Raw genomic sequence first — 25,508 nt, forward strand, 5'->3', positions numbered from 1 at the left:
TTTTCTATGCCCTTTTTCTGTGTATAACTAGATTCTCCAAAATTAACGAGCATATTTATTTATTGAATTAAATTTCCCTTTGTGGATAACCTTAGATAATTTCAAAACTCTATTCTGCAACTATCTAATGTTTAGAATATTTAATGCTTTTAAATAGCTTACCATTTTAACAAGATAAATTCAACCTTTTTCTTCGTTATACCATTATCATACTATTAATTAATTTAATATAAAATTAATATAAGAAAATGTAAAAAAATTATAATAAATATGTTATAATATCTCTATTGGAGGTAGATAAGATGATTTATTTTGACAATGCTGCTACTACTTTTCCAAAGCCTAATATAGTATATGAAAAACATATAGAAGCTATGAAAGATTATGGGGCAAATCCAGGTAGAGCAGGACATAAAATGGCATTAAAGGCAAATAGAGGAATTTACGAGACTAGAAATCTAATAGGAAAACTATTTAATATAAAAAACCCTATGGATATAGTCTTTACATTTAACTGCACTGAAAGTTTAAATCTTGGCATAAAAGGCTTATTAAAGCCTGGAGATCATGTTATTACAACAAGCATGGAACATAACTCAGTTTTAAGGCCTATAAAACATTTAGAAGAAAGAGGAGTAGAAAACACAATAGTTCTTACCAATTCAAAAGGTGAAATAGACCCAAAGAAAATCGAAAAGTCTATAAGAGAAAACACAAAGCTTATAGTAACAACTCATGTTTCAAATTTAACTGGAACTATAATGCCAATAGAAGAAATTGGACAAATTGCTAAAAAACATAATATACCCTATATGGTAGATGCTGCACAATCTGCAGGTGTATATGATATAGATGTAGAAAAGATGAACATAAGTCTTTTAGCATTTCCAGGACACAAAGGACTCCTTGGGCCTCAAGCTACAGGAGGGCTCTATATAAAGGAAGGATTACAAATAGAAGCTATATTTCAAGGCGGAACAGGAAGTGCGTCAGAATCTTTAACTCAGCCTGAGATGCTTCCAGATAAATATGAAAGTGGTACTCATAATGGACCTGGAATAGTAGGTCTTGGAGCAGGTATAGAGTATATCTTAGAAAAAGGTATGAAAAACATAAGAGAACATGAAGAAGTACTTACAGCTCACTTTCTAAAAGGTATAGAGACAATCGAAGGAATAAAGGTCTATGGTCCTTTGGATATAAAAAAACAGGGAGCCGTAGTTTCTTTAAATCTTAAAGATATAGACTCTTCAGAAATTGCATATATATTGGATGAAGAATACGATATAGCTACAAGATCAGGTCTTCACTGCGCACCACTTGCACATAAAACTATAGGAACACTAGAACAAGGCGTTGTAAGATTTAGTTTTGGAATATTTAACACTAAAGAAGAAGTAGACAAGGCTATAAATGCATTAAAAGAAATTGCAAGAGAGGTATAGAGGAAAAAATGGAACATTTATATATTGTTGCAGAATTTGTAAGAGAATATATGGCAGAATTTATCCTTTTTTTATATATTGGATTTTTAATTCTTTTTATATCACTATTAGTTTCTAACCATAAAAATAGAAAGCTTCTAGAAAAATATAACGGCTTAGTTAGAAATTTTAATGGAGAAAACTTTGAAGAACTTATTTTGTATCTTCAAAATCACGTAAATGACTTAAATGCGAAGGTAAATACATTAAAGCTTGAAACAAAGACATTAGAAGAACGTCTAGATTTTGCAGTTCAAAGTGTAGGCTTTATAAGATATAATGCTTTTGACGATATGGGTAGTGAAATGAGTTATTCTATAGCATTTTTGGACAGTTTTAAAAATGGTTTTGTACTTACGGGTATATATGGAAGAGACCAAACTGTAACTTATGCAAAAGATATAAAAAATGGAGAGAGTACTAGAACACTCTCCGCAGAAGAAATGATAGCAGTAGATAGAGCCCTAAAAGGACAAACAACAACACAAACAACAAAGGCTTAGGAGGTAGAAGATGGAAGAGCTGTTTTTTATTATAAATCCCGTAGCAGGTAGTGGTAAAAGTCTAAGTATTAAAACTATAATAGAAGAAAATATGAAAGACTACCCAGGCGGCTTTTCTATTTCTTTAACTAAAAATCCCAAAGAAGCAACTCAAATAGCATATGAAAGCAATATAAATACAATTATAGCTGTTGGAGGCGATGGAACGGTAACAGAAGTAGCTAAAGGCATAATAAGAAGAGGTTATGGTACTCTTGGTATCATTCCAGGAGGAACAGGTAATGACCTTATAAAGAGCCTAGGGATTTCAAAAGACCCAAGAGATGCTTTAGAAACTATTATTCAAGGAAAATCTATGAAAGTAGATATAGGTTTGGCAAATGGACATAAGTTTTTAAATATTGGTAGTGTAGGACTAGATGCAGAAGTAACACATACTGCTCAAACTATTAAAAAACAAATAAAAAGTGGTCTATCATACATATTTAGTGTATTTATAACCCTTATAAAGTTTAAAAAAAAAGATGTAACAATAGAAATAGATGGTAGATCGCAAAAAAAGGGCTTAGTCCTCTTTGCAATAGGAAATGGTAAATACTATGGTGGAGGACTCAAGATGATTCCAGATGCAAATTTAAATGATGGATACTTGCACGCTTGTATTGTCAAAGATGTAAGTAAATTTAGGATTTTAACTATATTTCCTGAAGTTTTTAAAGGAACTCATTTAAGACATAAAAAATATGTTGAAACTTTTAAATGTAAAGAGGTTAAATTTTATTCACAACAAGATATTTATATGAATTTAGATGGTGAAGTATTTTCTCCTGGAAAAGAAATAAGTTTCTCCTTAGCTGATGAAAAACTAAGCATTATAGTTCCATAAGTATATAAAAATATGAATAATTTTAAAAAATAGAGATAAAATAACATGAGAAATAGATATTGTTTAAAAAATATCTAAATTATCATTGTTATTTATTTTTTTTTGTATTACAATTTAAAATGTTACAAAATAGATACAAAATGGTTACAAAACTTTTAATAAAGAAAACTGTTAGGTTTTAGGAGGGTTAAAATGAACAAAAGAAAAGAAATAAAGACCATATTAGCATGTTTTATGATTATGAGCATACTCGGAATGGGATTTACAGGTTTAAAAGTACAACAAGTTAACGCAAGTTCAAAAGCTGTATACATGAACAATGTAAGCACAGAAGAGGATATAGACATAGAAAATAACATAGACATAGAAGATGAGGTAAATGAGATATTAGAAGGAGAGAAAAACTTTATAGAAGTTTTAGAATCTAAAATAGATATAAAGATAAAAGCTTACACATTAATTGTTAAAAATGAAAGGATAGGATCATTTCAAACTCCAGGAGAAATAGATGAGATATTAAAAACTATAAAAGCTCCATTTTCTAAAAGTGAAGATGAAAATACAAAGATAACAAATGTCAAGATATTAGATAAACTTGAAGTAGTGGAAGAAGAAGTATATTTAGAAGATATAAAGAAAAAAGAGGAGGTTCTAGACTACATAAGACCACTTATAACTGTAATAACAACAGAAGAAGTAGAATGGATAAAAGATATAGATTATGAAACAGAAATAAAAGAAGATCCAAATATGTATGATACTAAAGAAACGTTAGAAGCAAAAGGAGTACCCGGAGAAAATAAAATAATAACACAACAAATAAAACACAATGGAAAAATTATAGAAAAGCAAGTTATAAGTGAAGAAGTAATGAAATCACCAACAAATAGAGTAATAGTAAAAGGAACTAAAGAAACTCCAAAGACTGCACCTACAGGATCATTTGTAATGCCAACTCGTGGAAGACTATCTTCATCATTTGGAGAAAGATGGGGAAGAATGCATAGGGGAATAGATATAGCAAAAGAAAATGGTTCAGATATAAAAGCAGCTGATGGAGGAGTTGTTAGCTTTTCCGGAGTTATGGGAACTTATGGAAACATGATAGAGATAGACCATGAAAACGGATATAAGACTAGATATGCACACTGTAGCAAACTCTTATTTAGTCCAGGAGAAGGAGTCTACCAAGGTCAAGTAATAGCCAAAGTAGGTAGCACTGGAAGATCAACAGGACCACACGTACACTTTGAAGTAATAAAAAATGGAGTACATCAAAATCCAAGCAATTATTTAGAATAGAGCAATTTGCCCTATTCTATTTTATTGTTTTAACTTTTCTTCTTGTTTCTTTTTATATTCATCCATAGTATTTTCAAATGGATCATATTTTGCTTCTAGCTCTTCTTTTTTTAGTACTTCACGTGCTGTTTTGAAAAATTCATTTTCTTCTTCATCCATATGGTGAGTAAGAACTTCTTTTAATACAGAGAATTTAGCATCCCAAGTTTCATTGTCTATACCTGTCCTTTGAATAACACTAAACTGATAAGCTCCTAAACTATGTTCTTCAATCATCTCCATTACAGTATCTTTTCCATCTTCATCTGCTCTTTCTTTTACATCAGGAAAAACTACTCTTTCTTCTGCCTCATGATGACCCTTTATTTTGGTATAAAGCTCTATAAAGAGTTTTTGTTTCTTATCTCCCTTAGAATTTTCAATGTTTTTAATAAGTTTTCTAAATTCATCATGTTCTTTTTTAATCTCTTTTAAAACGTCCATAAGCGCCTCCTTAGTTTTTAAAGTCATTATAAAAATACCCATATAAATCCTATTTAAACCAAAATTATAGCCGAGAATAGATTCTCGGCTATAAATGAATTTAAAATTAAATTATTGGAATATCATCATTTAAATCTTTATCACTATTATACTTATTATCTTGTTTATAAGTCTTTTCATTTTTTATTTCTTTCTCTACTTTATTTAATGGATTATCATTTGGAACTGGCTTTTTATTTTCTTCTTCAACTTTTTTTTCAAACTTTTCAAGTTGTCTTTTTGCAAACTCTCTTCCTCCAAGTCCAAATGATAGGGCAAATGCTACAGATAGACCACCAAGAACTAAGAGAAAAGCTATATTTACTATAGTTGAAGCAAATTTTATTTGCTCTAAAGTCATAAAGACTGCAAATACTATAATAGTATACTTTGCTATAGCCGCTGTAAAAGGACTCTTTGCATACTTGTTTATAAGTCCTTCTACAAAATATCCTCCTATAATACCAAGACCTATTATTAAAAGACCGCTTATAACCAGTGGAATATAACTGATAATGCTATAACCTATAGTGTTTAATACATCCAGCTTTAATACTCTTAAAGCCTCAACTGTCATAAATAAAATGATTAAAACTTTAACTATATTTCCTATTATCTTTGAAAGATTAAACCTTGGAATACTTCCGTCTGTATTTTCCTTCATCCAAGTATATACCTTTTCAATACCCATTCTTGATAATAGTTGTTCTAATATCTGGGATACGAAATTTGCTATATAGTATCCAAGCACAACTAAGAGTATAGCTACAAATATATTTGGAATCATTCTCATTGTCTTATTTAAAACAACAAGTATTGGCTCTGTAAGAGTACTGATATTTAAAGTTTCAAGAGCCATTGTAATTACAGGTATTAAAACTAAACCAAATACTACTTTAGATAAGATATCTGCAAGGGTAAACTTTTGTTCTTCACTTATATTATCTGTTGAAAGTCTTGGACTAAGTTTATTATACCACTTGTCAATATTTACAGTTTGTAAAAACTTTAAGGTCAAATCCCTTATTATCTTAGCTATAAAGTATCCTATAAATAGAATTATACCAGCACCTATAAGACGCGGAATAAAGGCAAGTAAGCTTTGCATCATATTGGATATAGGACGAGATACTGACTCCATATCAAGTGCATCTAGTATACCTGGCAAGAATAATAAAAACACTAAGAAATAAGCTATTTGTGAGATATTTCTTACCCTCTCTTTACCATATGCGGGATCGGCTGGGTTTCTACCTTTAGAGAGATGATCCCCTACTCTCATCTTAACTAATACCTTTTGAAGTAACTTTTTAACTATCACCGCTATTCCCCAAGCTATTAAAAAGAGAATCAAAGCTCTTAATATATTAGGGATATATAAAAGTATACTGTCGAATGAATTTCTAATATCATACATTTTAATTCCTCCCATTTAAATTTATTTTTTATCCTTAAATATTAAATACCCAAATTTAAAAAATAAATCAAAGTTTTAGTAAAATTTTAGCAAAAGGTAGTATTAAACTAAATGTTTAGCACGATATTAAGTGGGAATATATATAAAGAATTAACTTACAAGAAATTACAAGAAACAATTCAATATATTGATAAATTAAAAAACATAGGAGGAATAAAAAATGGCTAATCAAAAAGTAGTGGGAATCTTTAGGACTCAAGAAGAAACTATTAGAGCAATTGAAAGATTGAAAGTAGATGGATATTTGGATAATGAAATATCAGTAGTTGCAAAAGATCACGACAAGGTAGAAAGAATAGCCGATGCTACAGAAGTAGATATAGAGACAACACATACACAAGAAGGTGCAATAGGTGGAGCTATGGCAGGAGGAGCTATAGGAGGAATAGGAGCACTTCTTTTAGAATTGGGCGTTATAGCTATCCCAGGGGTTGGACCATTTTTAGCAGCAGGACCTATTGCAGCAACTTTAACAGGTTTAATAGCAGGAGGAGCTGTTGGAGGAATAGTAGGAGCATTAGTAGATATGGGACTTACTAAAGAAGAAGCTAATGAATATAACGAGTACCTTGAAAGAGGAGATATATTAGTTATGGTAGATGAATACGAAGGAAGAGATGTATATGGAAACTTCTATGAAAACAACAGCGTTATAAGAGATAGATACGATAGAAATAAATTTAGAGATAGGCCTAATGATATAAATGACCCAAATATACCTCTATAATTTAAAACAATAAAATAAAGATTATACTAATGACCTAGATTTTAATAAATTTAGGTCATTTTTTTGTAAATTTAATAGAGTTATTGGGTACTTTTATAATATAATTGATGTAAAACTAGAAAAAAGGTTATACTTAAATAGTAAAAGGAGGTTTTTAAAATGAAATTACAAGATGAAACATTAAAAGAGATAGTTGAGAGTTTAACACAGTGGATAAGAGATGAGATGGAGAAAATTGGTGGTAAAAAGATGATTCTTGGAATATCAGGAGGAAAAGATAGTTCCGTAGTTGCAGCTCTTGGAGTACGTGCTCTTGGACGTGAAAATGTAATAGGAGTTCTTATGCCAAAGGGAGAGCAGATCGATATAGATTTTTCATATGATATATGTGAATTTTTAGGTATAGAAAATGTAACTGTACCAATAGATAATATATCAAAAGAATACCTTAAAACATTAGAAAAGCTTCCTAAAAGTTTAATGCCTGAGATTTCAAATGATACTTCGATAAATCTATCCCCTAGGATTCGAATGACTATTCTCTACGCAATATCTCAATCAATAGAGAAAAGTAGAGTAGTACACACAGGAAATCTTTCTGAAAAGTGGATAGGCTATACCACGGTCTATGGAGATAATACAGGAGCATTTTCTCCTCTTGGAAGTTTTACATCAGATGAAGTAATCCAAATAGGAAGATTTTTAAATCTACCTGAAAAATTTATAGTAAAGCCCCCAGCAGATGGACTAACTGGAAAGACAGATGAAATGGTTATAGGTTTTAGTTATGACACTTTAAATAAATATATAAGAACTGGAGAAATAGATGATTTAAAGATAAAAGAGAAGATAGATAAAATGTACAATTATAGTAGGTTTAAATTTACCCCTATACCGATTTTCCCAAATGATCTACCGATAAAAGAATAAAGCAGGAGGAAAAAAACCATGCTATTTATTATAGATATGCAAAATGACTTTTTAGACCAAAAAAGGGGGAAGATGAGCGTAAAAGATGCAGATGTCTTAGTTCCTAGAGTCTTAGAAAAGATAGAGCAGTACGAAGCAAAAAAAGATAAAATATTTTATACACTAAACATCCATGAAGATATGAAAGATGATAATCGATCAGATGAAGAAAAAAAATGGGGACAAAGCATCTATCATCTTTTGAAAGAAAAACTCGAAAAACATACTCCTTTAAAAAAGATATACTATGGTATAACACCAGAGAAGGCAAGTTGGATAAAAGAAGAATATAAAGATAAAAAAGATTATGTAGAAAAAATAGAGATAGTAGGAGTAGAAACTCATATATGTGTTTTATCCAATGCAATAGTAATACAAAACATGTTTCCAGATTCAAAGATAATTATAGACTCATCCCTTTGTACTAGTAATGATCTAAAATTACATCAAAGTGCACTTGAGATTATGAGAGGACTAAAAATGGAGATATTGTAGATTTAAGGGATGATAAAATGGTAAATATAACCACCTCTATAAAACTTTATACAAAGATGGGAGCTGAATTGATGGAATTTTCGAACATAGGTAAGCTTTTACCTTGATATTATACAGACTTTATGGTATTGGATAATGATATATTGGAAATGCAACCAGAAGAAACATATATAATAGATGTTGAGAAGACTTATATCAATGGTGAATTAGTTTATATGGCAAATGTATAGGGGAAAGACCTAAAGTAAAAGGCTTATAAACTATACCTTTTGACTATATTTATATTTTTTACTCCTTCTATAAATACTAAAATTTAAATAGATATAAATTTTAAATGATTTTAATTTTATTCGTTGGGTAAATAACTAATAGGAAAAAATAAATCAATTTTAAAATAGGAGGAGAATATCATGCTAAAATGGTCAGTTATATTTTTAATAATAGCTATAATCGCAGCTATATTTGGATTCGGAGGAATAGTAGCAAGTGCAGCTGGAATAGCTAAGATATTATTCTATATCTTCTTAGTACTTTTTGTTATATCACTGCTTACAGGAAGAAGAAGCGTCTAAAAAAATTATACTATATAAATATAAAAACACTAGAAAGCTTTTCTAGTGTTTTACATATGTCCCTATCTTTTAAAGTCTACCTTTATCATCCATTTCCTTTAAATTATCAAAACCACCGATAAGTTCACCATCTATAAAGACATATGGAACTGTCCCTTGACCTGTTTTTGTTTTAAGTTCAAGTCTCTTTTCCTCATTATTATCTAAAACATGTTCCTCATATTTGTAACCTTTTTTATCTAATAATTTTTTAGCATTTTGACAAAATGGACAATAACTCCATGTATAAAGCTCTATCTTTTTATCCAAAACGATCCCTCCATTTATATAGTTAATTCTTATATATATTTCCATTAATGTTAGAACTAAACACTATAAAAATAGTAAAAGGCATGTATAGATGATATTGATTTATTTAGTTGCACTTTTTATCATATCAGTCTATAAGTTCATCTTCTGTATAGTATGCAATTCCAACAGCTCCGGGACCAACATGTAATCCTATTACAGGACCTATACTCTCTATTGGTATATTAATATTTAATTTTTTTTCTAATTTTATAGCTAATTCTTTTGCCTCTTCGTAACAGTTTATATGATGAATAACAACCTCTTTTATACCATATTTAAGATTATCTTCTAAGAGTTTATCTACCATTGATTTAACTGCCTTAACCTTAGTCCTTACTTTCTTAAATATAGTTGCATTTCCATCTTTTACTGTTAAGATTGGTATTATCTTAAGTACATTACCAATTAATGCACCTGCTCCACCTATTCTTCCACCTTTTTTAAGATATTTTAAATTATCAGGTATAAATAAAAATCTACTTCTTTTAAAGTTTTCTTCAGCTATTTTCTTAATTTCTTCTATATCTTTACCATCCATAGCTGCTCTAGCTGCTACAATAGCAGCAAATCCTAATTGCATAGAATTAGATCTAGAGTCTAAAATATGTATATCTCTATCTTTATACTCTTCTAAAACTTTATCTTTGACCTTACAAGCACTATTATAGGTGCCACTCATATCTGAAGATAAGAAAATGCATAAGAGATCATCACCTTTGGATACAATATCTACCATTGACTGATATAATTCACCTATTGCAGGTTGTGAAGAAACGGGAATTCCATCTTGTTCCATTTTTTCATAAAATACTTTATTTTCTATTTCAATTTCCTTTATACTCTCATCAGTAAATGAAACATAAAGAGATAAAGTTTTTATATCTAGTTTATTTCTAACACTTTCATCAATATAGCTAGTACTATCTGTCATTATTTTTACGCCCATTAAATTTCTCTCCATTCAATGATTTATTATTGTATACTATATCACTTTTTACAAATATAGTCCATTAAGATTAAAACATGTATATAGAAGCTTAGTTATTTACTTTAATGTTTATTATTTTTATGATATTTTTATAATAAGTTTAAAAGTTTTATTTAAATAAGATAATTTTATAGTTATAATAGAGGTTATACATGAAATATTTATAAAAAAATTCAAAAAACATCTAGAAAGAAGTGATTACTATGAAAGATACTTGTCTTTACTTTAATGGAAAGATATTTACATCTAATTCTTCAAAAACATATGCAAATGCTATGGTTGTTGAGGATGGAAAATTGAAGTGGGTAGGAGATATAGAAGACCTCGACTATAAAGTGGATAAAAAGGTAGATTTAAACGGTAAGAGAGTACTTCCAGGACTGGTTGATTCACATATGCATCCTTTAATTTTATCAGAATTTGAAGTTCAAATTGCCTCTTTGCCACCAAATGTCTATTCAATAAAAGATATAGTTCAAAAGGTGAGCGAAAAAAGAAAGCTGCAAGGAAAAGATAAGTGGATACAAGGATGGGGTTTTGATGAAGGAAAGCTTGAAGAAAAAAGAACTCCTAATAGATGGGATTTAGATAAAGGTGCAAGTGATGTTCCGGTTGTAATCACTCGTACTTGTGTTCATATAATTTCTGTCAATAGTAAAGCGTTAGAGATCGCTGGAATAGATAAATACACTCCAAACCCTCCTGGCGGGGAAATTGATAGAGATGAAAATGGAGAACCTACAGGGATTTTAAGAGAAAATGCAAAAGCTTTAGTCCTGAGACATTTGCCCCAGCAAACTACAGATTATAGTGCAGATCTTTTATGTAACTTAAGCAATAAACTCTTATCCCATGGAATTACAACAGTAGCAGAAGCCTGGGCAAATCTTAAGCCTACTGATTACTATGATATATACATTAGGGCAAGAGAAAAAGGATACAAGCAACGTACTGGGATCTATTATGACTGGGAAGATTTAAAAGAAAAACAAATATTACCAAGAGGTAGTAAAAACCATAATGATCCTATCTTTATCGGGGGAATAAAAGTTATAGGAGATGGAAGTGTATCAGGTCAAACAGCTTGGGTAAGTGAGCCTTATCTTGGGGATGGTAAAACTTATGGTTTTCCTGTAACCCAAAGGGAAGATCTTATAAAGGCAGGAGAATTTGCCAAGAAAAATAATCTTCAATTAGTAGTTCATGCTATGGGAGATAAGACAATAGATTTAGTAGTAGATACCTTTTATAAAGATGCCAACTGGATTAGTGATGCACCATCAGTTAAAATAGAACACGCTGCTATGCCAACGGATAGAGCTATAAAAAAAGCCGTAGATTCAGGGATTTCCTTTAATATACAACCAATATTTTTATATGCCGAGATCGAGAGCTATCTAAAAAACTTGGGAGCTGAAAGAACTAAGGAAACATATCCAGTTAAAAAAGTACTAGATGCTGGAGTAAAGGTAGCATTTTCTTCTGATGCACCTGCAACTGCTTGGTATGATCCTTCAAATCCTTTTGTGGGGCTAAAATCAGCTGTAACTCGTAGGGCTTATGATGGTACTGATTTAGGAGAAGATCAAAGAATAGATATAACTACCGCTATAAAACTCTATACAAAGATGGGAGCTGAGTTGATGGGAGTTTCAAACATAGGTGAGCTTTCACCTGGATATTATGCAGATTTTATAGTATTGGATAAGGATATATTGGAAGTGCAACCAGAAGAAATAGACCAAATCGTTGTTGATGAGACTTATATCAATGGTGAATTAGTTTATAAAAGATTTTAAAATAATTTAAATAAGGAACTTTTAGCTATAAAAAATATTTAGAATTAAAAAATAAAGGTTTATAACTTTGGGTATCCAAAGTTATAAACCTTTTTTAAAGCCTAGAATCAAGTAAAAAAAGTAATACTAAGATCAGAAATATACTTTCAAATATAGAATTATCTTTTACACTTGCCGCCTTTGCCTCTTCTTTCTTTTCTTCTTTTTTTTCCTCTAAAAATAATTTTTTTAGATTTAACATTCCTATGCCACCAGTTTCTTCTGTTTTTAAATCAATTGAAGCTTTTATAAGATTTTCTTTTACTTGGGCAGGGGTTAAAGAGTTTTCCTTATTTAGTAGAAGAGATACGCTTCCTGATACAAGTGGTGTTGCCATTGATGTACCACTTAAAGCATGATATCCATCTATTTTCTGATTAGATAAAGAGTTTATATTTACTCCAGGTGCAAGTATGTCTGGTTTTATCCTTCCATCTTTAGTAGGACCACGACTTGAAAACGGTGCAATAGTATCATCTCTAGTGTCTATTGTTCTCTTATCATCTACTGCCCCTACAGTTAGGGCGTATTCACTTATACCAGGACTTAGTATGGTTCCTGCTCCAGGGCCACTGTTTCCGGCCGCTACAACTACTACAAGGCCACTCTTTACAGCTCTTCTTACTGCTCTAGATAGAGGATCAAATCGACTAGGTATACTAGATGGAGTACCTATTGAAAGGTTTATTATCCTAGTATTATATTTTTCTTTTGTATTTATAGCATATTCTATTGCTTCTAATATGTTTGAAGTAGTACCACTTCCGTTTTCATCTAATGCCTTTATAGCTAGTATATTTGCTTTTGGAGCAACGCCCATAAGCTTTCCTCTTGAAGCATATCCATTTCCTGCTATAATACCTGCCACATGTGTACCATGACCATTGTCATCATACGGAAAGTCTTTTTTATTTAGAATGTCAACAAATCCAATTATCCTATTATCAGGTTTTGTTAAATCAACATGTGGACTTACTCCTGTATCTATTACAGCTACTGTTATGCCTTCTCCTTGATATCCGCTATTTTGGGGAAAGGGGGCATCTATGCTTTTCCTCGCCACATCTAAAAGTGTGTAGACTTTAGAATCAAAGCTAATAAATTCTACATCTTCATTTTGTATAAGTTTATATATCATATCTGTATTCATAAGTGTACCAACTGCATTTATAATGGGTAGTTCTACAAACTTTTCATCTGATAAACTCGATAAGGTTTTTATGTTTATTTTACTTTCTTCTTTAAGTTGGATTATGATTGGTACTTTTTCAATGGATTGAGCCAGTATTTTAGAGCTTAAAACTGGACAAAGCTTAGAGTTAATATGGTTTTTCAAACAAATCACCTTCCTTATAACTATATTTATGCTTAAAAAAGAGATATGTGCTAAAAAGTTTTATACAAATAAAAAATAAAAAATGATGTTTCAAATTATCTGAAAGTATGATATTATCAAATTATAAATTAATTAAAAAAGAAGGGAGTTATGATATGGCTGAAGTAGTTTTAAAAAAGGCAGAAAAGGTTTATCCTAATGGATTTAAAGCAGTTCATGGAATAGATTTACATGTCAAAGATGGTGAATTTATGGTACTTGTTGGCCCTTCTGGTTGTGCTAAGTCTACTACACTAAGAATGATAGCTGGACTTGAAGATATAACAGGTGGAGAAATATGGATTGGTGATAGGTGTGTAAATGACATTCCTCCAAAGGATAGGGGAATAGCTATGGTTTTTCAAAACTATGCTCTATACCCTCATATGACAGCTTATGAAAATATGGCATTTGGTTTAAAGTTTAAAAAGACTCCAAAGGATGAAATAGATGCTAGGATAAAGGAAGCAGCTAAAAAGTTAGAGATAACAGAATTACTAGATAGAAAACCTAAAGAAATGTCAGGAGGACAAAGACAGAGGATAGCAGTAGGTAGAGCTATAGTTAGAAAGCCAGATGTATTTTTGTTTGATGAACCACTTTCAAATTTAGATGCAAAGCTTAGGGTTTCTTTAAGAGTTGAGATAAAGGAACTTCATACGCAACTTAAAAAAGAAGGTAGTACTGCTACTATGATATATGTAACTCATGACCAAGTGGAAGCTATGACTATGGGAGATAGAATTTGCGTTTTAGATTATGGAAGGATTATGCAAGTTGATACTCCGTTAAACTTATATCATAAGCCTAAAAATAAATTTGTAGCAAGTTTCATAGGCGCTCCTACTATGAATATAATGGAAACAGAGTTAGATAAAGATGAGGATAAGACATTTGTTAAAATTAATGATGAAGTCATTTACTTAGAAGAGGACATGGCACAAAAGGTAGATAGTTATATAGGTAAAAGAGTGTATCTTGGTATAAGACCAGAAGATATAAATATGGTATCTAGTGATGATCCTGTAATGGAGAATACTATAACAGGTGAGGTTTTAGTAGTAGAACAGATGGGAAATGAAGAAATTGTATATTTTGGAATAGACGGCAATAGATATATAGCAAGGCAGACTCCAGATCTAAATGAAGATTTATCTACAGGAGCTAAGAAAAGATTTCATATAAACATGCGTAAATGTCATATATTTGATTTTGAAACAGAAGAAAATATAATATTATAAATTTTTTTCAAGTGAAATGGTGGAAATTATTTCCCAAAGCTAATAAATAAAAGGAAACTATTTACATTGAAAATTTATTATGATATATTTTATATTAAGAGTAATAAAATAATAGCCTAGGTGGTTGATAAAATGGATTTAGAAAAATTTAAAGGAGTATTCCCCGCGCTTTACGCATGTTATGATGATGATGGAGAAGTATCCCAAGAGAGAACACGAGAACTTTGCTATTATCTTTATAAAAAAGGTGTGCAGGGACTTTATGTAGGTGGAAGTTCTGGAGAATGTATATATCAAACTCTTGAAGAGAGAAAACTTACTCTAAAAGTTGTATCTGAAGCTTTAAAGGGTAAACTTATACTTATAGCTCATGTAGGAGCACCTTCTACTCGTGATAGTATTATACTTGCTAAATATGCAGAGAGTTTAGGTTATGATGCTTTATCATCTATTCCACCAATATACTTTAAACTTCCTGAAAATTCAATTTACAGATATTGGACTGAAATAATGGATTCTACAGAACTTCCATTTTTTATATATAATATACCTCAGACAACTGGATATAATCTTTCAATTGATTTATTTAAGAAACTAATCACAAACAAACATGTTAAAGGGGTTAAAAACTCATCTATGCCTGTATTGGATATTGAAAGATTTAAAGCAGCTGTAAATGAGGATGATATTATAGTTTTTAATGGTCCAGATGAACAGTTTGTAGCTGGTAGACTTATGGGAGCAGATAGTGGAATAGGGGGCACATATGGTGTTATGCCAGAGTTGTTTTTAAAGGCAGAAGAGTTTATATCTACTGGTAGACTTAAAGAAGCTACTATAATTCAAGCGGCGATAAATGACATTATAATTGCACTTTGTTCATTAAATGGTTCTATGTATTCAGCTATAAAAGAAGTATTAAAGTTAAATGGCTTAAACATAGGAGGAGTAAGGAGTCCTATGGACCCTATATCTGGAGATGACTTAGAAAAGGTAAAGACTATTAAAACTTTAATAGATAACACCATAGATAAGTATAAGGCGATGTAGTCAAATAAAGAGGATAGTTTGTTTTTAAGATTCTAATACTTGGATCTAAAATGCAGAAGGTCTAGAGTTTTTAGATGAAAATGGTCACAAACAAGTATCAAAGCTTATCTTTGATAAGGTTAAAAATATAATGTAATTTTTAAAAAACTAGGAGGGGTATTATGTTAAAAAAACGTTTTTTAGCTACAATCATTGCATTGTCACTTATACTTAGTTTAGCTGTTGGATGTAGTAGTGACAAAAAAAATGAAGGTGGATCAGGTGGTAAAGGTGGTAAGGATAAGGTGGAAATAACAGTGATGTTAACACCGCAATGGAAAGGTGTAATGGATGCTTCAGAAGAGGGAGCAGACTTTGATAGCTTCTTTAAAGAGGCTGCTAAGAGATTTGAAGAAGAGTATAAAGAACATGATGTTAAGATAAATGTAGAAGTAGTAGCAGGAGATCAAAGGGATGAACTTTTAAACGTAAGTTTAAATGGAGGAAACCCACCAGATATTTTCTATGAGAGTATATTTGCTATGGGAGACTATGCACATAGAGGGGCTTTAGTACCTTTAAACGACATAGTTGATGATGAATCTAAAAAAGATATAGCTCAAAATTATTGGGAGAATGTGACTTTTGGAGATGATATTTACTTTTATCCATTCTCACATATGCCAGGAACTCTAGTATATAATGCAGATATGTTTAAAGATGCAGGGCTTGAAGAATATATTGGAGCTGAAACAGAAATAAAAACTTGGAGTCTTTCTGAATATGAAGAGATCTTAAATAAGCTTAAAAAAGATACTCCAAAAGATAAGTATTCAAATGCGTATCCTATGTCTCTATATGCATTAAATAACCAAGGTGATACTTGGAATCTTGCTTATTTAAAAATGTTTGGCAATAAGCTCTATGGAGAGGATTCAGAGTTAGTTATAGATGATGCAAGTGGTGTAAAAGCTATGGAATGGCTTAAAAAGATAAACGATGAAGGCCTTACAAACCCAGGAGCTGAATCTGTATCTTCTAATGATGCAAACTCTATGTTCCAAAATCAAAAACTAGGTGTAAGCTTTACAAACTCAGTTTTATATAACAATATATTAGCTGATATGAAAGATGGAAAAGTTCCTGCATTTGATGCTAGACTTGCTAATATTCCATCAGAAAGTGGAGATCCTATAACATTCACTTATGTAACAGGAGCTGCACTATTTGACACTGGAGATGAAACTAGAATAAAAGTTAGTAAAGATTTCGTAAAGTTCTTCTCAACTGATCCTGAACTAGTTAAAGCTTCTAAAAATGGAGTACCTGTTAGAACATCAGTAGCAGAAGAGTTTAAGTCTGAAAATCCGTTGTTTGCAGCTTATGATGAAAATGCTAAGTATATGTTTAACTTTACAGGAAATGTACCAGGATATAGTGAGTTAAGGCAAGTTTTATATCCAGAACTACAAGCACTTTATACAGGAGAGAAAACACCTGAACAAGCAGCAAAAGATTATCAATCAAAAGGTAATGAAGTAATAAAAAGTGCAAAAGAAGATTCTGTAATCTTTAATAAATAAAACTAATTTAAATGTAAGTTGAGCCTCTTTTTAGAGGCTTAACTTTTATAGAAAGGTTAGATAGATATGATTAAAAGCAAAGATATTAAAAAAAATTTAACAGGATATGCTTTTATAATGCCTCAAGTAATTCTTTTTTTAATCTTTATGGTTTACCCAATAATTGAAGGAATTAGGCTTAGTCTATATAAAATAAATTATAAAACTGAAACCTTTGTAGGTCTTAAGAATTATAGAGATCTTTTTAATGATCCAGTCTTTGTAAAATCAACTCTAAACACTATAATATTTGTAGTATTTATAGTAGGGCTTACTGTAGCTTTTGGACTCTTTGTGGCATCCGCTGTATTTGACAAAGATGCTAGATATGTATCCTTTATAAGGGGCAGTTACTATATACCAGTTATGGTTTCTATGGTTGTAATGAGTATGGTCTGGAATTTTCTTTTAAACCCTGCTAACGGTTTGATACCTTATTTAACTCAGCAAGCGGGATTTAGTAGTGTAAACTTTTTGGGAAATAAAGCAATTGTAAAACCTGTTATAATATTTATTACATTTGCTATAAATGTAGGTCAAGCTATTATCCTTTATATAGCGGCTATGATAGGTATTCCAAACGATTTATTTGAAGCAGCAGAAGTTGAAGGAGTAAGTAAATTTCATATAATAAGAAAGATACTTATCCCTCTAGTTAAGCCTACAACGATATATATTACTATCATAAATATAATAGCTGTTTTAAAGATATTTGTAGTTATACAGCTTTTAACTGGTGGAGGACCAAATAATGCTTCTTCGACCCTTATGTATTATCTATACAATAACGCATTTAAGTACAATAGATTAGGTGTTGCATCTGCGGTTGGAGTTATTATGTTTGCAATTACTCTACTTCTATCAGTACCACAACTTAGAGCTATGTTTAAAGAAGATTAGGAGGGATACTATGATTAAAAATTTAAAGAAAAAAGAACCTATTGATATAATAGCAAATATTATAATAGTATTTTTTGCTATATTAAATCTTTTTCCACTTTATTGGTTATTTACAAGTTCATTAAAAAATAGTTCAGATGTATTAAAAATGCCTCCTGATTGGATACCTAAAAATCCTACTTTTGCAAACTATATAGACGTTTTTAAAAGTCAGCCAGCATTGAGATGGACCTTTAATAGTATATTTGTATCTTTAGCGGCTACCATACTTGTAATTATTGTGAGTTCTTTGGCAGCATATGCGTTTTCTAAGCTTAAATTTAAAGGGAAAAATGTAATATATATACTATTTATCTCAAGTCTTATGGTTCCTAAGGAAGTTATGATAGTTCCACTTTTTAGAATCACACAAAGTTTAGGACTGGTAAATACTTTAAGTGGAATGATTTGGCCAAATGTAGCTACAGCTTTTGGGGTATTTATGTTAAAAGGGTTTTTTGACAATATACCTGATTCATTGAGAGAAGCAGCTATAATAGATGGGGCAAATGAATTGCAAGTGTTTTATAAGATTATGATGCCTATTGTAAAGCCTGGAGTTGGAGCATTGTTTATATTAAACTTTGTACAGGTTTGGAATGACTATCTATGGCAGCTTGTAGTAGGGATTGATAAAGATGTAAAAACTCTTATGGTAGGTATATCTACTTTGATGCAAGATCTAAATCCAAACTTTGCATATAAGATGGCAGGGGCTACTGTAGCAGCAATTCCTATGCTAGTAATATTTATATTTTTCCAAAGATATTTCACTCGTGGTATATCTATAGGGGGAGTAAAAGAATAATTTGATTATGGAGATGGTATTGTGAAAGATAAAAAAGAAGTATTTGCTAAAGTAAAAGGTAAACTTATAGTTTCCTGTCAAGCTCTACCTGAAGAGCCTCTTCACAGTTCTTATATTATGGGGAGGATGGCTCATGCAGCAGCTCTTGGGGGAGCCTCTGGTATTAGAGCAAATGATGTTAGTGATATCAGGGAAATAAAGAAAAATGTAGATTTACCTATAATAGGTATAATAAAAAGTGTTTATGATAATTCAGATGTATATATAACGCCTACTATGAAAGAAATAGATGCGCTATATAAAGAAGGAGTAGAGATAATTGCATTAGATGCTACAAAGAGAATAAGACCAGATGGCAAGACTATAAGTGAAGTATTTCCTGAGATAAGGAAAAAATATAAAGATCAAATATTTATGGCTGATTGTTCTACATTTGAAGAGGCGGATGAAGCTTATAAATTGGGATTTGATTGTTTGGGTACTACGCTTAGAGGCTATACAGAGTATACAAAATCAGAGAAGATACCTGATTTAGAATTGTTAGAAAAACTTGTAAAAAGTTTTCCTATTCCAGTTATTGCAGAAGGTGGGATATGGACGGTAGAAGATCTTCAAAACGTATACAAGCTTGGTGTCTATACTGCAGTAGTAGGTAGTGCTATAACTAGACCTATGGAAATTACAAAGAGGTTTGTAAACGCTATAAAAGAGTAATGATGATAATTTAAGAGGATGATTAGATGAAGATACTTGCTATAGATATTGGTGGAACTAAGATCAAATCTTGTATTTCAGATGAGAATGGAAAGATAGATAGTTTTAGAGAGATTGATACTGAAAGTGAAAAGGGCGGAAGAGCTTTAGTTCAAAAGTTAATCGATATAATTAAAGATTATGGTGGGTTTGACTGTATTGGTATAAGTACTGCAGGTCAAGTTGACAGTGATAAGGGTTATATCATATATGCTAATGAAAATTTGCCGGGATATACTGGCACTAAACTTAAAGAAATTTTAGAAGATAAATTTAATAAATCTGTAAAAGTAGAAAATGATGTAAATGCTGCAGCACTTGGCGAAAAATATTTTGGATCAGCAAAAGACTCCGATAGTTTTCTTTGTTTAACATATGGAACTGGAATTGGTGGAGCTATATTTATCGATTCTAAGATATATAAGGGTGAGAGTGGAGTTGCAGCAGAATTTGGACATATAATAACTCATCCCTTTAAAGAGAATCCTAGTTTTGGTTATTATGAAAAATACGCATCTACAAAGGCATTAGTAAATAGAGCAAAAGAAATTTCAGAAGATTATTCAAGTGGTAAAATTATTTTTGGAGAGTTTGAAAAGGGAAATTCGGATATTAAAAAGTTGATAGATGATTGGGTGTTTGAAGTTTCTTTAGGTCTTGTATCTTTGATCCATATATTTAATCCTTCTAATATAGTGCTTGGTGGGGGAATTATGGAGCAGGAAAAGATAGTTAGACTAGTTCGTGAAAAGGTAAAAACTATGATTATTGAAAGTTTTTTAGATGTAAATATAATCAAGGCTTCTCTTGGAAATAAGGCAGGACTTCTTGGGGCTGCAAGTTTACATCTTTAATAGACTTTGAAAGGGGAAACTAAAATAAAGACAGATATATTTTCACAGATAAATTCAAGATATAATTCATTTACAAACACAGAAAAAAAGATAGCAGATTATATATTTAAAAATTCTAAAGATGTCATACATATGTCTATAACTGATTTGGCATATAATTGTGGCGTTGCAGAATCTAGTGTGTTTAGGTTTTGTAAGTCTATGAATCTTAAAGGTTATCAGGAGTTTAAAATTGCTTTAGTTCATATGACAACTCTTGCAGATGAATCACCTCATCTTTCAAGTGAAATAACTCAAGAAGATACATTAGAAGAACTAGCTTCTAAAGTTCTTTCTACAAATATAAGTGCACTAACTCAGACCTATAACCTAATAAATACTAAAGATATTTTAAATGCTGTAAAGGCAATGATAGAAGCAGATAAGATTCACTTTTTTGGAGTAGGCTCTTCTCTTATGACAGCCTTAGAAGGTAAGAGCAAGTTTTTGAGAATAACAAATAAAACTGAGTGTTCCATGGATTCTCATCTTCAAATAATGTCTGCATCGCTTATGACAAGTAAAGATGTTGCAATACTTATTTCTTATTCTGGATCTACTAAAGACGTTATAGAAGTCGCAGAGGTAGCAAAGGAGAGAGGTGCTAAGATAATATGTATTACGAGATTTGCAAAGTCTCCACTTACTAGTTATTCTGATATAACACTATTATGTGGGGCCAATGAAGGGCCACTTCAAGGAGGAAGTTTATCTTCAAAGATATCACAACTTTATCTCCTAGATATGCTCTATTTAGAATATTTTAGAAGAACATATGATGAGTCTGTTTTAAATAAAGAAAGTACATCTAAAGCTGTAATAGAAAAGATGATTTAAAATAAAAAATTTTAAATCATCTTTTTTGTGCTTTACAAAAGTAATAGTTAAATCTATAAACTATAAACTAAAGGAGTGTTGCTTTAAGCAACACTCCTTATTTAAAGTATCTTTATTTAGTTTCTGTAGCTTGTTTATCTAGCTTATTAGTTATTTTATGCTCCTCAACTTTTTGGGAATACCACTTGTTAAACGCTTCAGGCATTTTTGCATCTACTAACATTTGCTTTATAGTTTCTTTATTTTCTTCTAAACTAGTTGTCTTTGCTTCTTTTTTTTCTTTAACTACAATTACATGATAACCAAATTCACTTTTAATAGGTTGACTAACTTCTCCTATAGGTAGTGTAAATGCTGCTTTATCAAATGATTCTACCATTTTACCTTTGCCAAAGAAGCCAAGGTTTCCACCGTTATCTTTAGTTCCTTCATCTGTAGAATATTCTTTTGCAAGTTTTGCAATATCTTCTCCAGCTACTAGTTTCTCTCTTACCTCTTTAGCTAAGTCTTCTGTTTCTACAAGTACATGACTAGCATTTACTTGTTCTTCCTGAGTGAAATTTGCCTTGTTTTCTTCATAGTATTTAGCTATCTCTTCATCGGTAACTTTTATATCATCTTCTAAAAGTTTTTTAAGAGAAAGATTTTTTTCTATTTCTTTTTTTAGGTCTTTATCTGTTAAATTAGCATTTAACATTGCATTATTTAACGCTTCTTTTCCGCCATATTGTTCTTCCATATTTTTAAGTTCTTTATCAATTTCTTCAGATGTGATTTTTACATTTCCTTTAGCTACTTCTAATTCAACTATCTTTTCACTAATTAGTGTATTTAAAGTTTCAACTCCATATCTTTCAACTAATACATTATTTAGTTCTTCTTGAGTTATCTTTTTATCACCTACTGTTGCTACCACCTCAGCATCTTTAGCTTTACATCCAGTAAGACTAAAAGCTAAAAGTAAAATAAATGTCAATACTATGTATTTTCCATTTTTAAAGTTTTTCATTATATATTACTCCCTTATTATTTATTTAGGCCAAGTATCTATAAGTTTTAGCCTCATATATAAATATACCACAAAATGAGATATTAATTGTGGTATATTTATGTAAAATCAATTTATTTATAAAAATTTAAATAAAAAATAAGAGCTAGCTCTTATTTTTTATCTTTTAACAAATTTAAATAATTCACCCACTATTAGAGGTACAAATGCAAATGTAAGAACTATTTTCCAATCTTGCCATCCCATAGGGAATGTATCAAATATAGGTTGTAAGAACGGTATATAGATTACTGCAAGTGTCAATCCAAATGAGAATAGTGTTCCATATACTAAAGTTCTATTTGAAAATATACCTATTTCAAATATAGTGTGTGTTTGAGATCTTGTTGAATATGATCTTAAAAGTTCTGCTAGTATAAGTGTTGTAAATGCTATTGTACGAGATTCTTCTATTTTATCTGGATAGAAGTTTAAAGCTATTAAATAAGCTGAAAGAGTAGCGGCAGCTATTGCAATACTCTGAACTATTATCCTTGTTACAAGATCTTTGTTTAGTAAAGGCTCTTTAGGATCTCTTGGTTTTTTCTCCATTATATCAGGGTCGCCTTTTTCCATTCCAAGAGCAAGTGCTGGGAAACTATCTGTTACTAAGTTTAACCATAATAACTGTATAGGAAGAAGTGGTACTGGCAGATTTGCCAAGATACTTATAAATATAATTAGTATCTCACCTATATTACATGAAAGTAGAAAATAAACAAATTTTCTTATATTGTCATATATGACCCTTCCCTCTTCAACGGCGGAAACTATGCTCGCAAAGTTATCATCTGTAAGGATTAATTCTGCTGTGTTTTTAGCAACATCAGTACCGGTGATACCCATAGATACTCCGATGTCTGCCTTTTTAAGTGCTGGTGCATCATTTACTCCGTCCCCCGTCATAGCAGTAATATTTCCATTTCTCTTTAGAGCTTCTACTATTCTAACTTTATGGTCAGGGGATACTCTTGCAAAGACCTTAGTTGTCTTTACCTTTGTTTGAAGCTGTTCATCGCTTAAATTATCTAGTTCAGCACCCATCATAGCTTCACTTTCTTTTTCAGCTAAGCCTAGTTGTTTTGCTATGGCAAAAGCAGTTTCTTTATAGTCACCTGTTATCATTATAGTTTTAATTCCTGCATCTTTACACTTTGCTATAGCAGCTTTTGCTTCAGGTCTTGCAGGGTCTATCATTCCTACGAGTCCTACAAATGTCATATCGCTCTCTATCTCTTTTTTATCAATATCTCTTGGAAGAGCGGGGTATTCCTTATATGCAAAAGCAAGTACTCTTAAAGCATCCTTTGAAAATTGACTGTTTATGGTCATGGTTTCTTTTTTCAACTGTGAATCAAATGGTACTGGGCGTCCCTTTATACTTATATGAGAACATTTATCTATTATTATGTCTGGAGCACCTTTTGTAAATGATACTACCCTTTCAGGTAAAAAATTCTCATGGAAAGTAGTCATCATTTTTCTTTCACTATCAAATGGAATTTCTTCAATTCTTTTGAAGGTTTTATTTATATCTTTCTTTTGTATACCTGCTTTTGTTCCAAGCGTTATAAGAGAACCTTCTGTAGGATCTCCTACTACTTTGTAACTTTCTTCACCTTTTTCTATTTCAGCATCATTTGAAAGGGTAGCTATAGAAAGAAGTGTTTTTAAATCTGGTATTGATTTATAATCTATACTTTTTTCATCTAATTTGAATTCTCCCTCAGGGGAATATCCAGTTCCAGTTACATCTATTATAGTTTCATCAGTATATACTTTTACAACAGTCATTTCATTTTGAGTTAGTGTACCAGTCTTGTCAGAACAAATTACTGTGGTACTTCCTAAAGTTTCAACTGCAAGTAACTTTTTAACTATAGCATGACGTTTTACCATTCTATTCATTCCAAGTGCTAATACTATAGTTACTATTGCAGGAAGTCCTTCTGGAATAGCGGCTACTGCAAGAGATATTGAAATCATAAGCATCTCTAAAACGCCTTCACCTTGCAAAAGTCCAACTCCAAATACTATAGCACATATTATTATGGTAGTAATTCCTAGTACCTTTCCAAGTCCGTTTAGCTGCTTTTGAAGAGGAGTTGTTTCCACATCTGAAACTTGTATAGCTGTTGCAATCTTTCCTATTTCTGTATCAGGACCTGTTCCAACAACTATTGACTTTGCCCTACCGTATGTTACAACTGTACTCATATATCCCATATTCTTTCTATCACCAAGGGATACCTCTTCGTTATATTCTGCACTACTATTTTTATCAACAGGAACTGATTCACCTGTAAGAGAAGCTTCTTCTATCTTTAGATTAGAGCTCTCTACAAATCTTAAATCAGCGGGCATAATGTCTCCTGCATCTAAGAGAACTATATCACCTGGTACCAAAGTATTAGCATCTACAGTAGATGTTTTACCATCTCTTATAACTTTAGCTGTAGGTGAAGACATTTTTTTAAGTGCATCTAGACTCTTTTCTGCTTTTCCTTCTTGATAAACTCCTAAAAATGCATTTAACATAACTATAGCAATTATTACTATAGCATCAGTACTTTCTCCTACAAATACAGATATAATTGCTGCAGCTATTAGGATTAGCACTAAGAAGTCTGCAAACTGAGCTAGGATTCTAGAAAGTAAGCTTCTCTTTTTTTCTTCTTTTAAACTATTGGGGCCATATTTTTCAAGACGAGAGTCTACTTCTGCTTGTGTTAGACCTTTTTCTACATCAGTTTGTAATTCTTTAATTACTTCTGTTTTATTTTTCATATACCATTTCATCTTTTTTCCTCCTTTATTATAATATTGTTACCAAACTACAGGGAAAACAA

At 31.1% G+C, this 25,508-nt stretch carries 24 protein-coding genes; 17 read left to right on the forward strand and 7 right to left on the reverse strand.

Translation table 11 applies throughout. The features are described from left to right. Positions 1 to 302 precede the first annotated feature (302 nt). The 4 genes from TICRE_RS12360 (at position 303) to TICRE_RS12375 (ending at position 4,175) form a co-directional block, all read left to right on the forward strand. Complete coding sequence (locus TICRE_RS12360; RefSeq protein ID WP_075728559.1) at positions 303 to 1,445, forward strand: aminotransferase class V-fold PLP-dependent enzyme; 1,143 nt, start codon at positions 303 to 305, stop codon at positions 1,443 to 1,445. 8 nt (positions 1,446 to 1,453) lie between these two features. After that, on the forward strand, positions 1,454 to 1,987 hold the full coding sequence (locus TICRE_RS12365) for a DUF4446 family protein (RefSeq protein ID WP_075728561.1): 534 nt from the start codon (positions 1,454 to 1,456) through the stop codon (positions 1,985 to 1,987). A 10-nt stretch (positions 1,988 to 1,997) separates the two neighbouring features. Continuing rightward, positions 1,998 to 2,873 (forward strand): diacylglycerol/lipid kinase family protein, encoded by an 876-nt coding sequence (locus TICRE_RS12370; protein WP_075728563.1) that lies wholly within the window; start codon positions 1,998 to 2,000, stop codon positions 2,871 to 2,873. 192 nt (positions 2,874 to 3,065) lie between these two features. Further along, on the forward strand, positions 3,066 to 4,175 hold the full coding sequence (locus tag TICRE_RS12375; RefSeq protein ID WP_075728565.1) for a peptidoglycan DD-metalloendopeptidase family protein: 1,110 nt from the start codon (positions 3,066 to 3,068) through the stop codon (positions 4,173 to 4,175). Positions 4,176 to 4,196: 21 nt separating this feature from the next. On the opposite strand, the gene TICRE_RS12380 is transcribed toward TICRE_RS12375, so the two are convergent. Further along, entirely contained in the window at positions 4,197 to 4,658 is a 462-nt protein-coding gene (locus tag TICRE_RS12380) for a hemerythrin domain-containing protein (RefSeq protein ID WP_075728567.1), read from the reverse strand. Positions 4,659 to 4,764: 106 nt separating this feature from the next. Beyond that, a complete protein-coding gene (locus TICRE_RS12385; RefSeq protein ID WP_075728569.1) occupies positions 4,765 to 6,114 on the reverse strand; it encodes a mechanosensitive ion channel in 1,350 nt (449 codons plus the stop codon). A gap of 220 nt (positions 6,115 to 6,334) precedes the next feature. On the opposite strand from TICRE_RS12385, the gene TICRE_RS12390 reads away from it, so the two are divergent. The 4 genes from TICRE_RS12390 to TICRE_RS12405 all read left to right on the forward strand — a co-directional run bounded on the left by TICRE_RS12390 (position 6,335) and on the right by TICRE_RS12405 (position 8,937). Next, positions 6,335 to 6,901: a general stress protein gene (locus TICRE_RS12390; protein WP_075728571.1), complete on the forward strand. Its 567-nt coding sequence runs from the start codon at positions 6,335 to 6,337 to the stop codon at positions 6,899 to 6,901. A 159-nt stretch (positions 6,902 to 7,060) separates the two neighbouring features. Then, a complete protein-coding gene (gene nadE / locus TICRE_RS12395) occupies positions 7,061 to 7,831 on the forward strand; it encodes an NAD(+) synthase (RefSeq protein ID WP_075728573.1) in 771 nt (256 codons plus the stop codon). 18 nt (positions 7,832 to 7,849) lie between these two features. Then, positions 7,850 to 8,365 (forward strand): cysteine hydrolase family protein, encoded by a 516-nt coding sequence (locus tag TICRE_RS12400; protein ID WP_075728575.1) that lies wholly within the window; start codon positions 7,850 to 7,852, stop codon positions 8,363 to 8,365. Positions 8,366 to 8,775: 410 nt separating this feature from the next. Next, positions 8,776 to 8,937: a DUF1328 family protein gene (locus TICRE_RS12405; RefSeq protein ID WP_075728577.1), complete on the forward strand. Its 162-nt coding sequence runs from the start codon at positions 8,776 to 8,778 to the stop codon at positions 8,935 to 8,937. A gap of 69 nt (positions 8,938 to 9,006) precedes the next feature. On the opposite strand, the gene TICRE_RS12410 is transcribed toward TICRE_RS12405, so the two are convergent. Both TICRE_RS12410 and TICRE_RS12415 read right to left on the reverse strand, forming a co-directional pair. After that, the gene (locus TICRE_RS12410; RefSeq protein WP_198927577.1) at positions 9,007 to 9,246 is read right to left on the reverse strand and encodes a glutaredoxin; all 240 of its coding nucleotides are present in this window, start codon (positions 9,244 to 9,246) and stop codon (positions 9,007 to 9,009) included. A gap of 127 nt (positions 9,247 to 9,373) precedes the next feature. Beyond that, the gene (locus TICRE_RS12415) at positions 9,374 to 10,234 is read right to left on the reverse strand and encodes a DegV family protein (RefSeq protein WP_075728581.1); all 861 of its coding nucleotides are present in this window, start codon (positions 10,232 to 10,234) and stop codon (positions 9,374 to 9,376) included. 245 nt (positions 10,235 to 10,479) lie between these two features. Here TICRE_RS12415 and TICRE_RS12420 point away from each other — a divergent pair, with 245 nt between their 5' ends. Further along, positions 10,480 to 12,075 (forward strand): amidohydrolase, encoded by a 1,596-nt coding sequence (locus TICRE_RS12420; RefSeq protein ID WP_075728583.1) that lies wholly within the window; start codon positions 10,480 to 10,482, stop codon positions 12,073 to 12,075. A gap of 94 nt (positions 12,076 to 12,169) precedes the next feature. Here TICRE_RS12420 and TICRE_RS12425 read toward each other — a convergent pair whose 3' ends face one another. Beyond that, positions 12,170 to 13,450: a S8 family peptidase gene (locus tag TICRE_RS12425; RefSeq protein WP_084191968.1), complete on the reverse strand. Its 1,281-nt coding sequence runs from the start codon at positions 13,448 to 13,450 to the stop codon at positions 12,170 to 12,172. 155 nt (positions 13,451 to 13,605) lie between these two features. On the opposite strand from TICRE_RS12425, the gene TICRE_RS12430 reads away from it, so the two are divergent. From TICRE_RS12430 to TICRE_RS12465, 8 genes are all read left to right on the forward strand, one after another. Then, on the forward strand, positions 13,606 to 14,730 hold the full coding sequence (locus tag TICRE_RS12430) for an ABC transporter ATP-binding protein (protein WP_075728585.1): 1,125 nt from the start codon (positions 13,606 to 13,608) through the stop codon (positions 14,728 to 14,730). Positions 14,731 to 14,862: 132 nt separating this feature from the next. Further along, positions 14,863 to 15,780 carry a dihydrodipicolinate synthase family protein gene (locus TICRE_RS12435; protein ID WP_075728587.1) on the forward strand — a complete coding sequence of 306 codons (918 nt, stop codon included), beginning with the start codon at positions 14,863 to 14,865 and terminating at the stop codon, positions 15,778 to 15,780. Between the two features lie 161 nt (positions 15,781 to 15,941). Continuing rightward, the gene (locus tag TICRE_RS12440) at positions 15,942 to 17,342 is read left to right on the forward strand and encodes an ABC transporter substrate-binding protein (protein ID WP_075728589.1); all 1,401 of its coding nucleotides are present in this window, start codon (positions 15,942 to 15,944) and stop codon (positions 17,340 to 17,342) included. A gap of 66 nt (positions 17,343 to 17,408) precedes the next feature. Beyond that, on the forward strand, positions 17,409 to 18,281 hold the full coding sequence (locus TICRE_RS12445; RefSeq protein ID WP_075728591.1) for a carbohydrate ABC transporter permease: 873 nt from the start codon (positions 17,409 to 17,411) through the stop codon (positions 18,279 to 18,281). Positions 18,282 to 18,291: 10 nt separating this feature from the next. Next, positions 18,292 to 19,128 (forward strand): carbohydrate ABC transporter permease, encoded by an 837-nt coding sequence (locus tag TICRE_RS12450; protein ID WP_075728593.1) that lies wholly within the window; start codon positions 18,292 to 18,294, stop codon positions 19,126 to 19,128. A gap of 21 nt (positions 19,129 to 19,149) precedes the next feature. Next, on the forward strand, positions 19,150 to 19,842 hold the full coding sequence (locus TICRE_RS12455; protein ID WP_075728595.1) for an N-acetylmannosamine-6-phosphate 2-epimerase: 693 nt from the start codon (positions 19,150 to 19,152) through the stop codon (positions 19,840 to 19,842). A 26-nt stretch (positions 19,843 to 19,868) separates the two neighbouring features. After that, on the forward strand, positions 19,869 to 20,735 hold the full coding sequence (locus TICRE_RS12460; protein WP_075728597.1) for an ROK family protein: 867 nt from the start codon (positions 19,869 to 19,871) through the stop codon (positions 20,733 to 20,735). 6 nt (positions 20,736 to 20,741) lie between these two features. Continuing rightward, positions 20,742 to 21,611 (forward strand): MurR/RpiR family transcriptional regulator, encoded by an 870-nt coding sequence (locus TICRE_RS12465; RefSeq protein WP_198927578.1) that lies wholly within the window; start codon positions 20,742 to 20,744, stop codon positions 21,609 to 21,611. A gap of 112 nt (positions 21,612 to 21,723) precedes the next feature. On the opposite strand, the gene TICRE_RS12470 is transcribed toward TICRE_RS12465, so the two are convergent. After that, on the reverse strand, positions 21,724 to 22,620 hold the full coding sequence (locus TICRE_RS12470; RefSeq protein WP_075728599.1) for a peptidylprolyl isomerase: 897 nt from the start codon (positions 22,618 to 22,620) through the stop codon (positions 21,724 to 21,726). A gap of 159 nt (positions 22,621 to 22,779) precedes the next feature. Further along, positions 22,780 to 25,458 carry a calcium-transporting P-type ATPase, PMR1-type gene (locus tag TICRE_RS12475; RefSeq protein WP_075728601.1) on the reverse strand — a complete coding sequence of 893 codons (2,679 nt, stop codon included), beginning with the start codon at positions 25,456 to 25,458 and terminating at the stop codon, positions 22,780 to 22,782. Between the last annotated feature and the right edge of the window lie 50 nt (positions 25,459 to 25,508).

Origin of the sequence: Tissierella creatinophila DSM 6911 (genome assembly GCF_001940565.1) — a bacterium.
In the GTDB taxonomy this organism is placed as follows: domain Bacteria; phylum Bacillota; class Clostridia; order Tissierellales; family Tissierellaceae; genus Tissierella_A; species Tissierella_A creatinophila.

Bases quoted from the DNA above. Each gene is read 5' to 3' on its own strand.
- TICRE_RS12360 (WP_075728559.1), top strand. From the start codon at position 303: ATGATTTATTTTGACAATGCTGCTACTACTTTTCCAAAGCCTAATATA.
- TICRE_RS12365 (WP_075728561.1), top strand. From the start codon at position 1,454: ATGGAACATTTATATATTGTTGCAGAATTTGTAAGAGAATATATGGCA.
- TICRE_RS12370 (WP_075728563.1), top strand. From the start codon at position 1,998: ATGGAAGAGCTGTTTTTTATTATAAATCCCGTAGCAGGTAGTGGTAAA.
- TICRE_RS12375 (WP_075728565.1), top strand. From the start codon at position 3,066: ATGAACAAAAGAAAAGAAATAAAGACCATATTAGCATGTTTTATGATT.
- TICRE_RS12380 (WP_075728567.1), bottom strand. From the start codon at position 4,658: ATGGACGTTTTAAAAGAGATTAAAAAAGAACATGATGAATTTAGAAAA.
- TICRE_RS12385 (WP_075728569.1), bottom strand. From the start codon at position 6,114: ATGTATGATATTAGAAATTCATTCGACAGTATACTTTTATATATCCCT.
- TICRE_RS12390 (WP_075728571.1), top strand. From the start codon at position 6,335: ATGGCTAATCAAAAAGTAGTGGGAATCTTTAGGACTCAAGAAGAAACT.
- nadE (WP_075728573.1), top strand. From the start codon at position 7,061: ATGAAATTACAAGATGAAACATTAAAAGAGATAGTTGAGAGTTTAACA.
- TICRE_RS12400 (WP_075728575.1), top strand. From the start codon at position 7,850: ATGCTATTTATTATAGATATGCAAAATGACTTTTTAGACCAAAAAAGG.
- TICRE_RS12405 (WP_075728577.1), top strand. From the start codon at position 8,776: ATGCTAAAATGGTCAGTTATATTTTTAATAATAGCTATAATCGCAGCT.
- TICRE_RS12415 (WP_075728581.1), bottom strand. From the start codon at position 10,234: ATGGGCGTAAAAATAATGACAGATAGTACTAGCTATATTGATGAAAGT.
- TICRE_RS12420 (WP_075728583.1), top strand. From the start codon at position 10,480: ATGAAAGATACTTGTCTTTACTTTAATGGAAAGATATTTACATCTAAT.
- TICRE_RS12430 (WP_075728585.1), top strand. From the start codon at position 13,606: ATGGCTGAAGTAGTTTTAAAAAAGGCAGAAAAGGTTTATCCTAATGGA.
- TICRE_RS12435 (WP_075728587.1), top strand. From the start codon at position 14,863: ATGGATTTAGAAAAATTTAAAGGAGTATTCCCCGCGCTTTACGCATGT.
- TICRE_RS12440 (WP_075728589.1), top strand. From the start codon at position 15,942: ATGTTAAAAAAACGTTTTTTAGCTACAATCATTGCATTGTCACTTATA.
- TICRE_RS12445 (WP_075728591.1), top strand. From the start codon at position 17,409: ATGATTAAAAGCAAAGATATTAAAAAAAATTTAACAGGATATGCTTTT.
- TICRE_RS12450 (WP_075728593.1), top strand. From the start codon at position 18,292: ATGATTAAAAATTTAAAGAAAAAAGAACCTATTGATATAATAGCAAAT.
- TICRE_RS12460 (WP_075728597.1), top strand. From the start codon at position 19,869: ATGAAGATACTTGCTATAGATATTGGTGGAACTAAGATCAAATCTTGT.
- TICRE_RS12470 (WP_075728599.1), bottom strand. From the start codon at position 22,620: ATGAAAAACTTTAAAAATGGAAAATACATAGTATTGACATTTATTTTA.
- TICRE_RS12475 (WP_075728601.1), bottom strand. From the start codon at position 25,458: ATGAAATGGTATATGAAAAATAAAACAGAAGTAATTAAAGAATTACAA.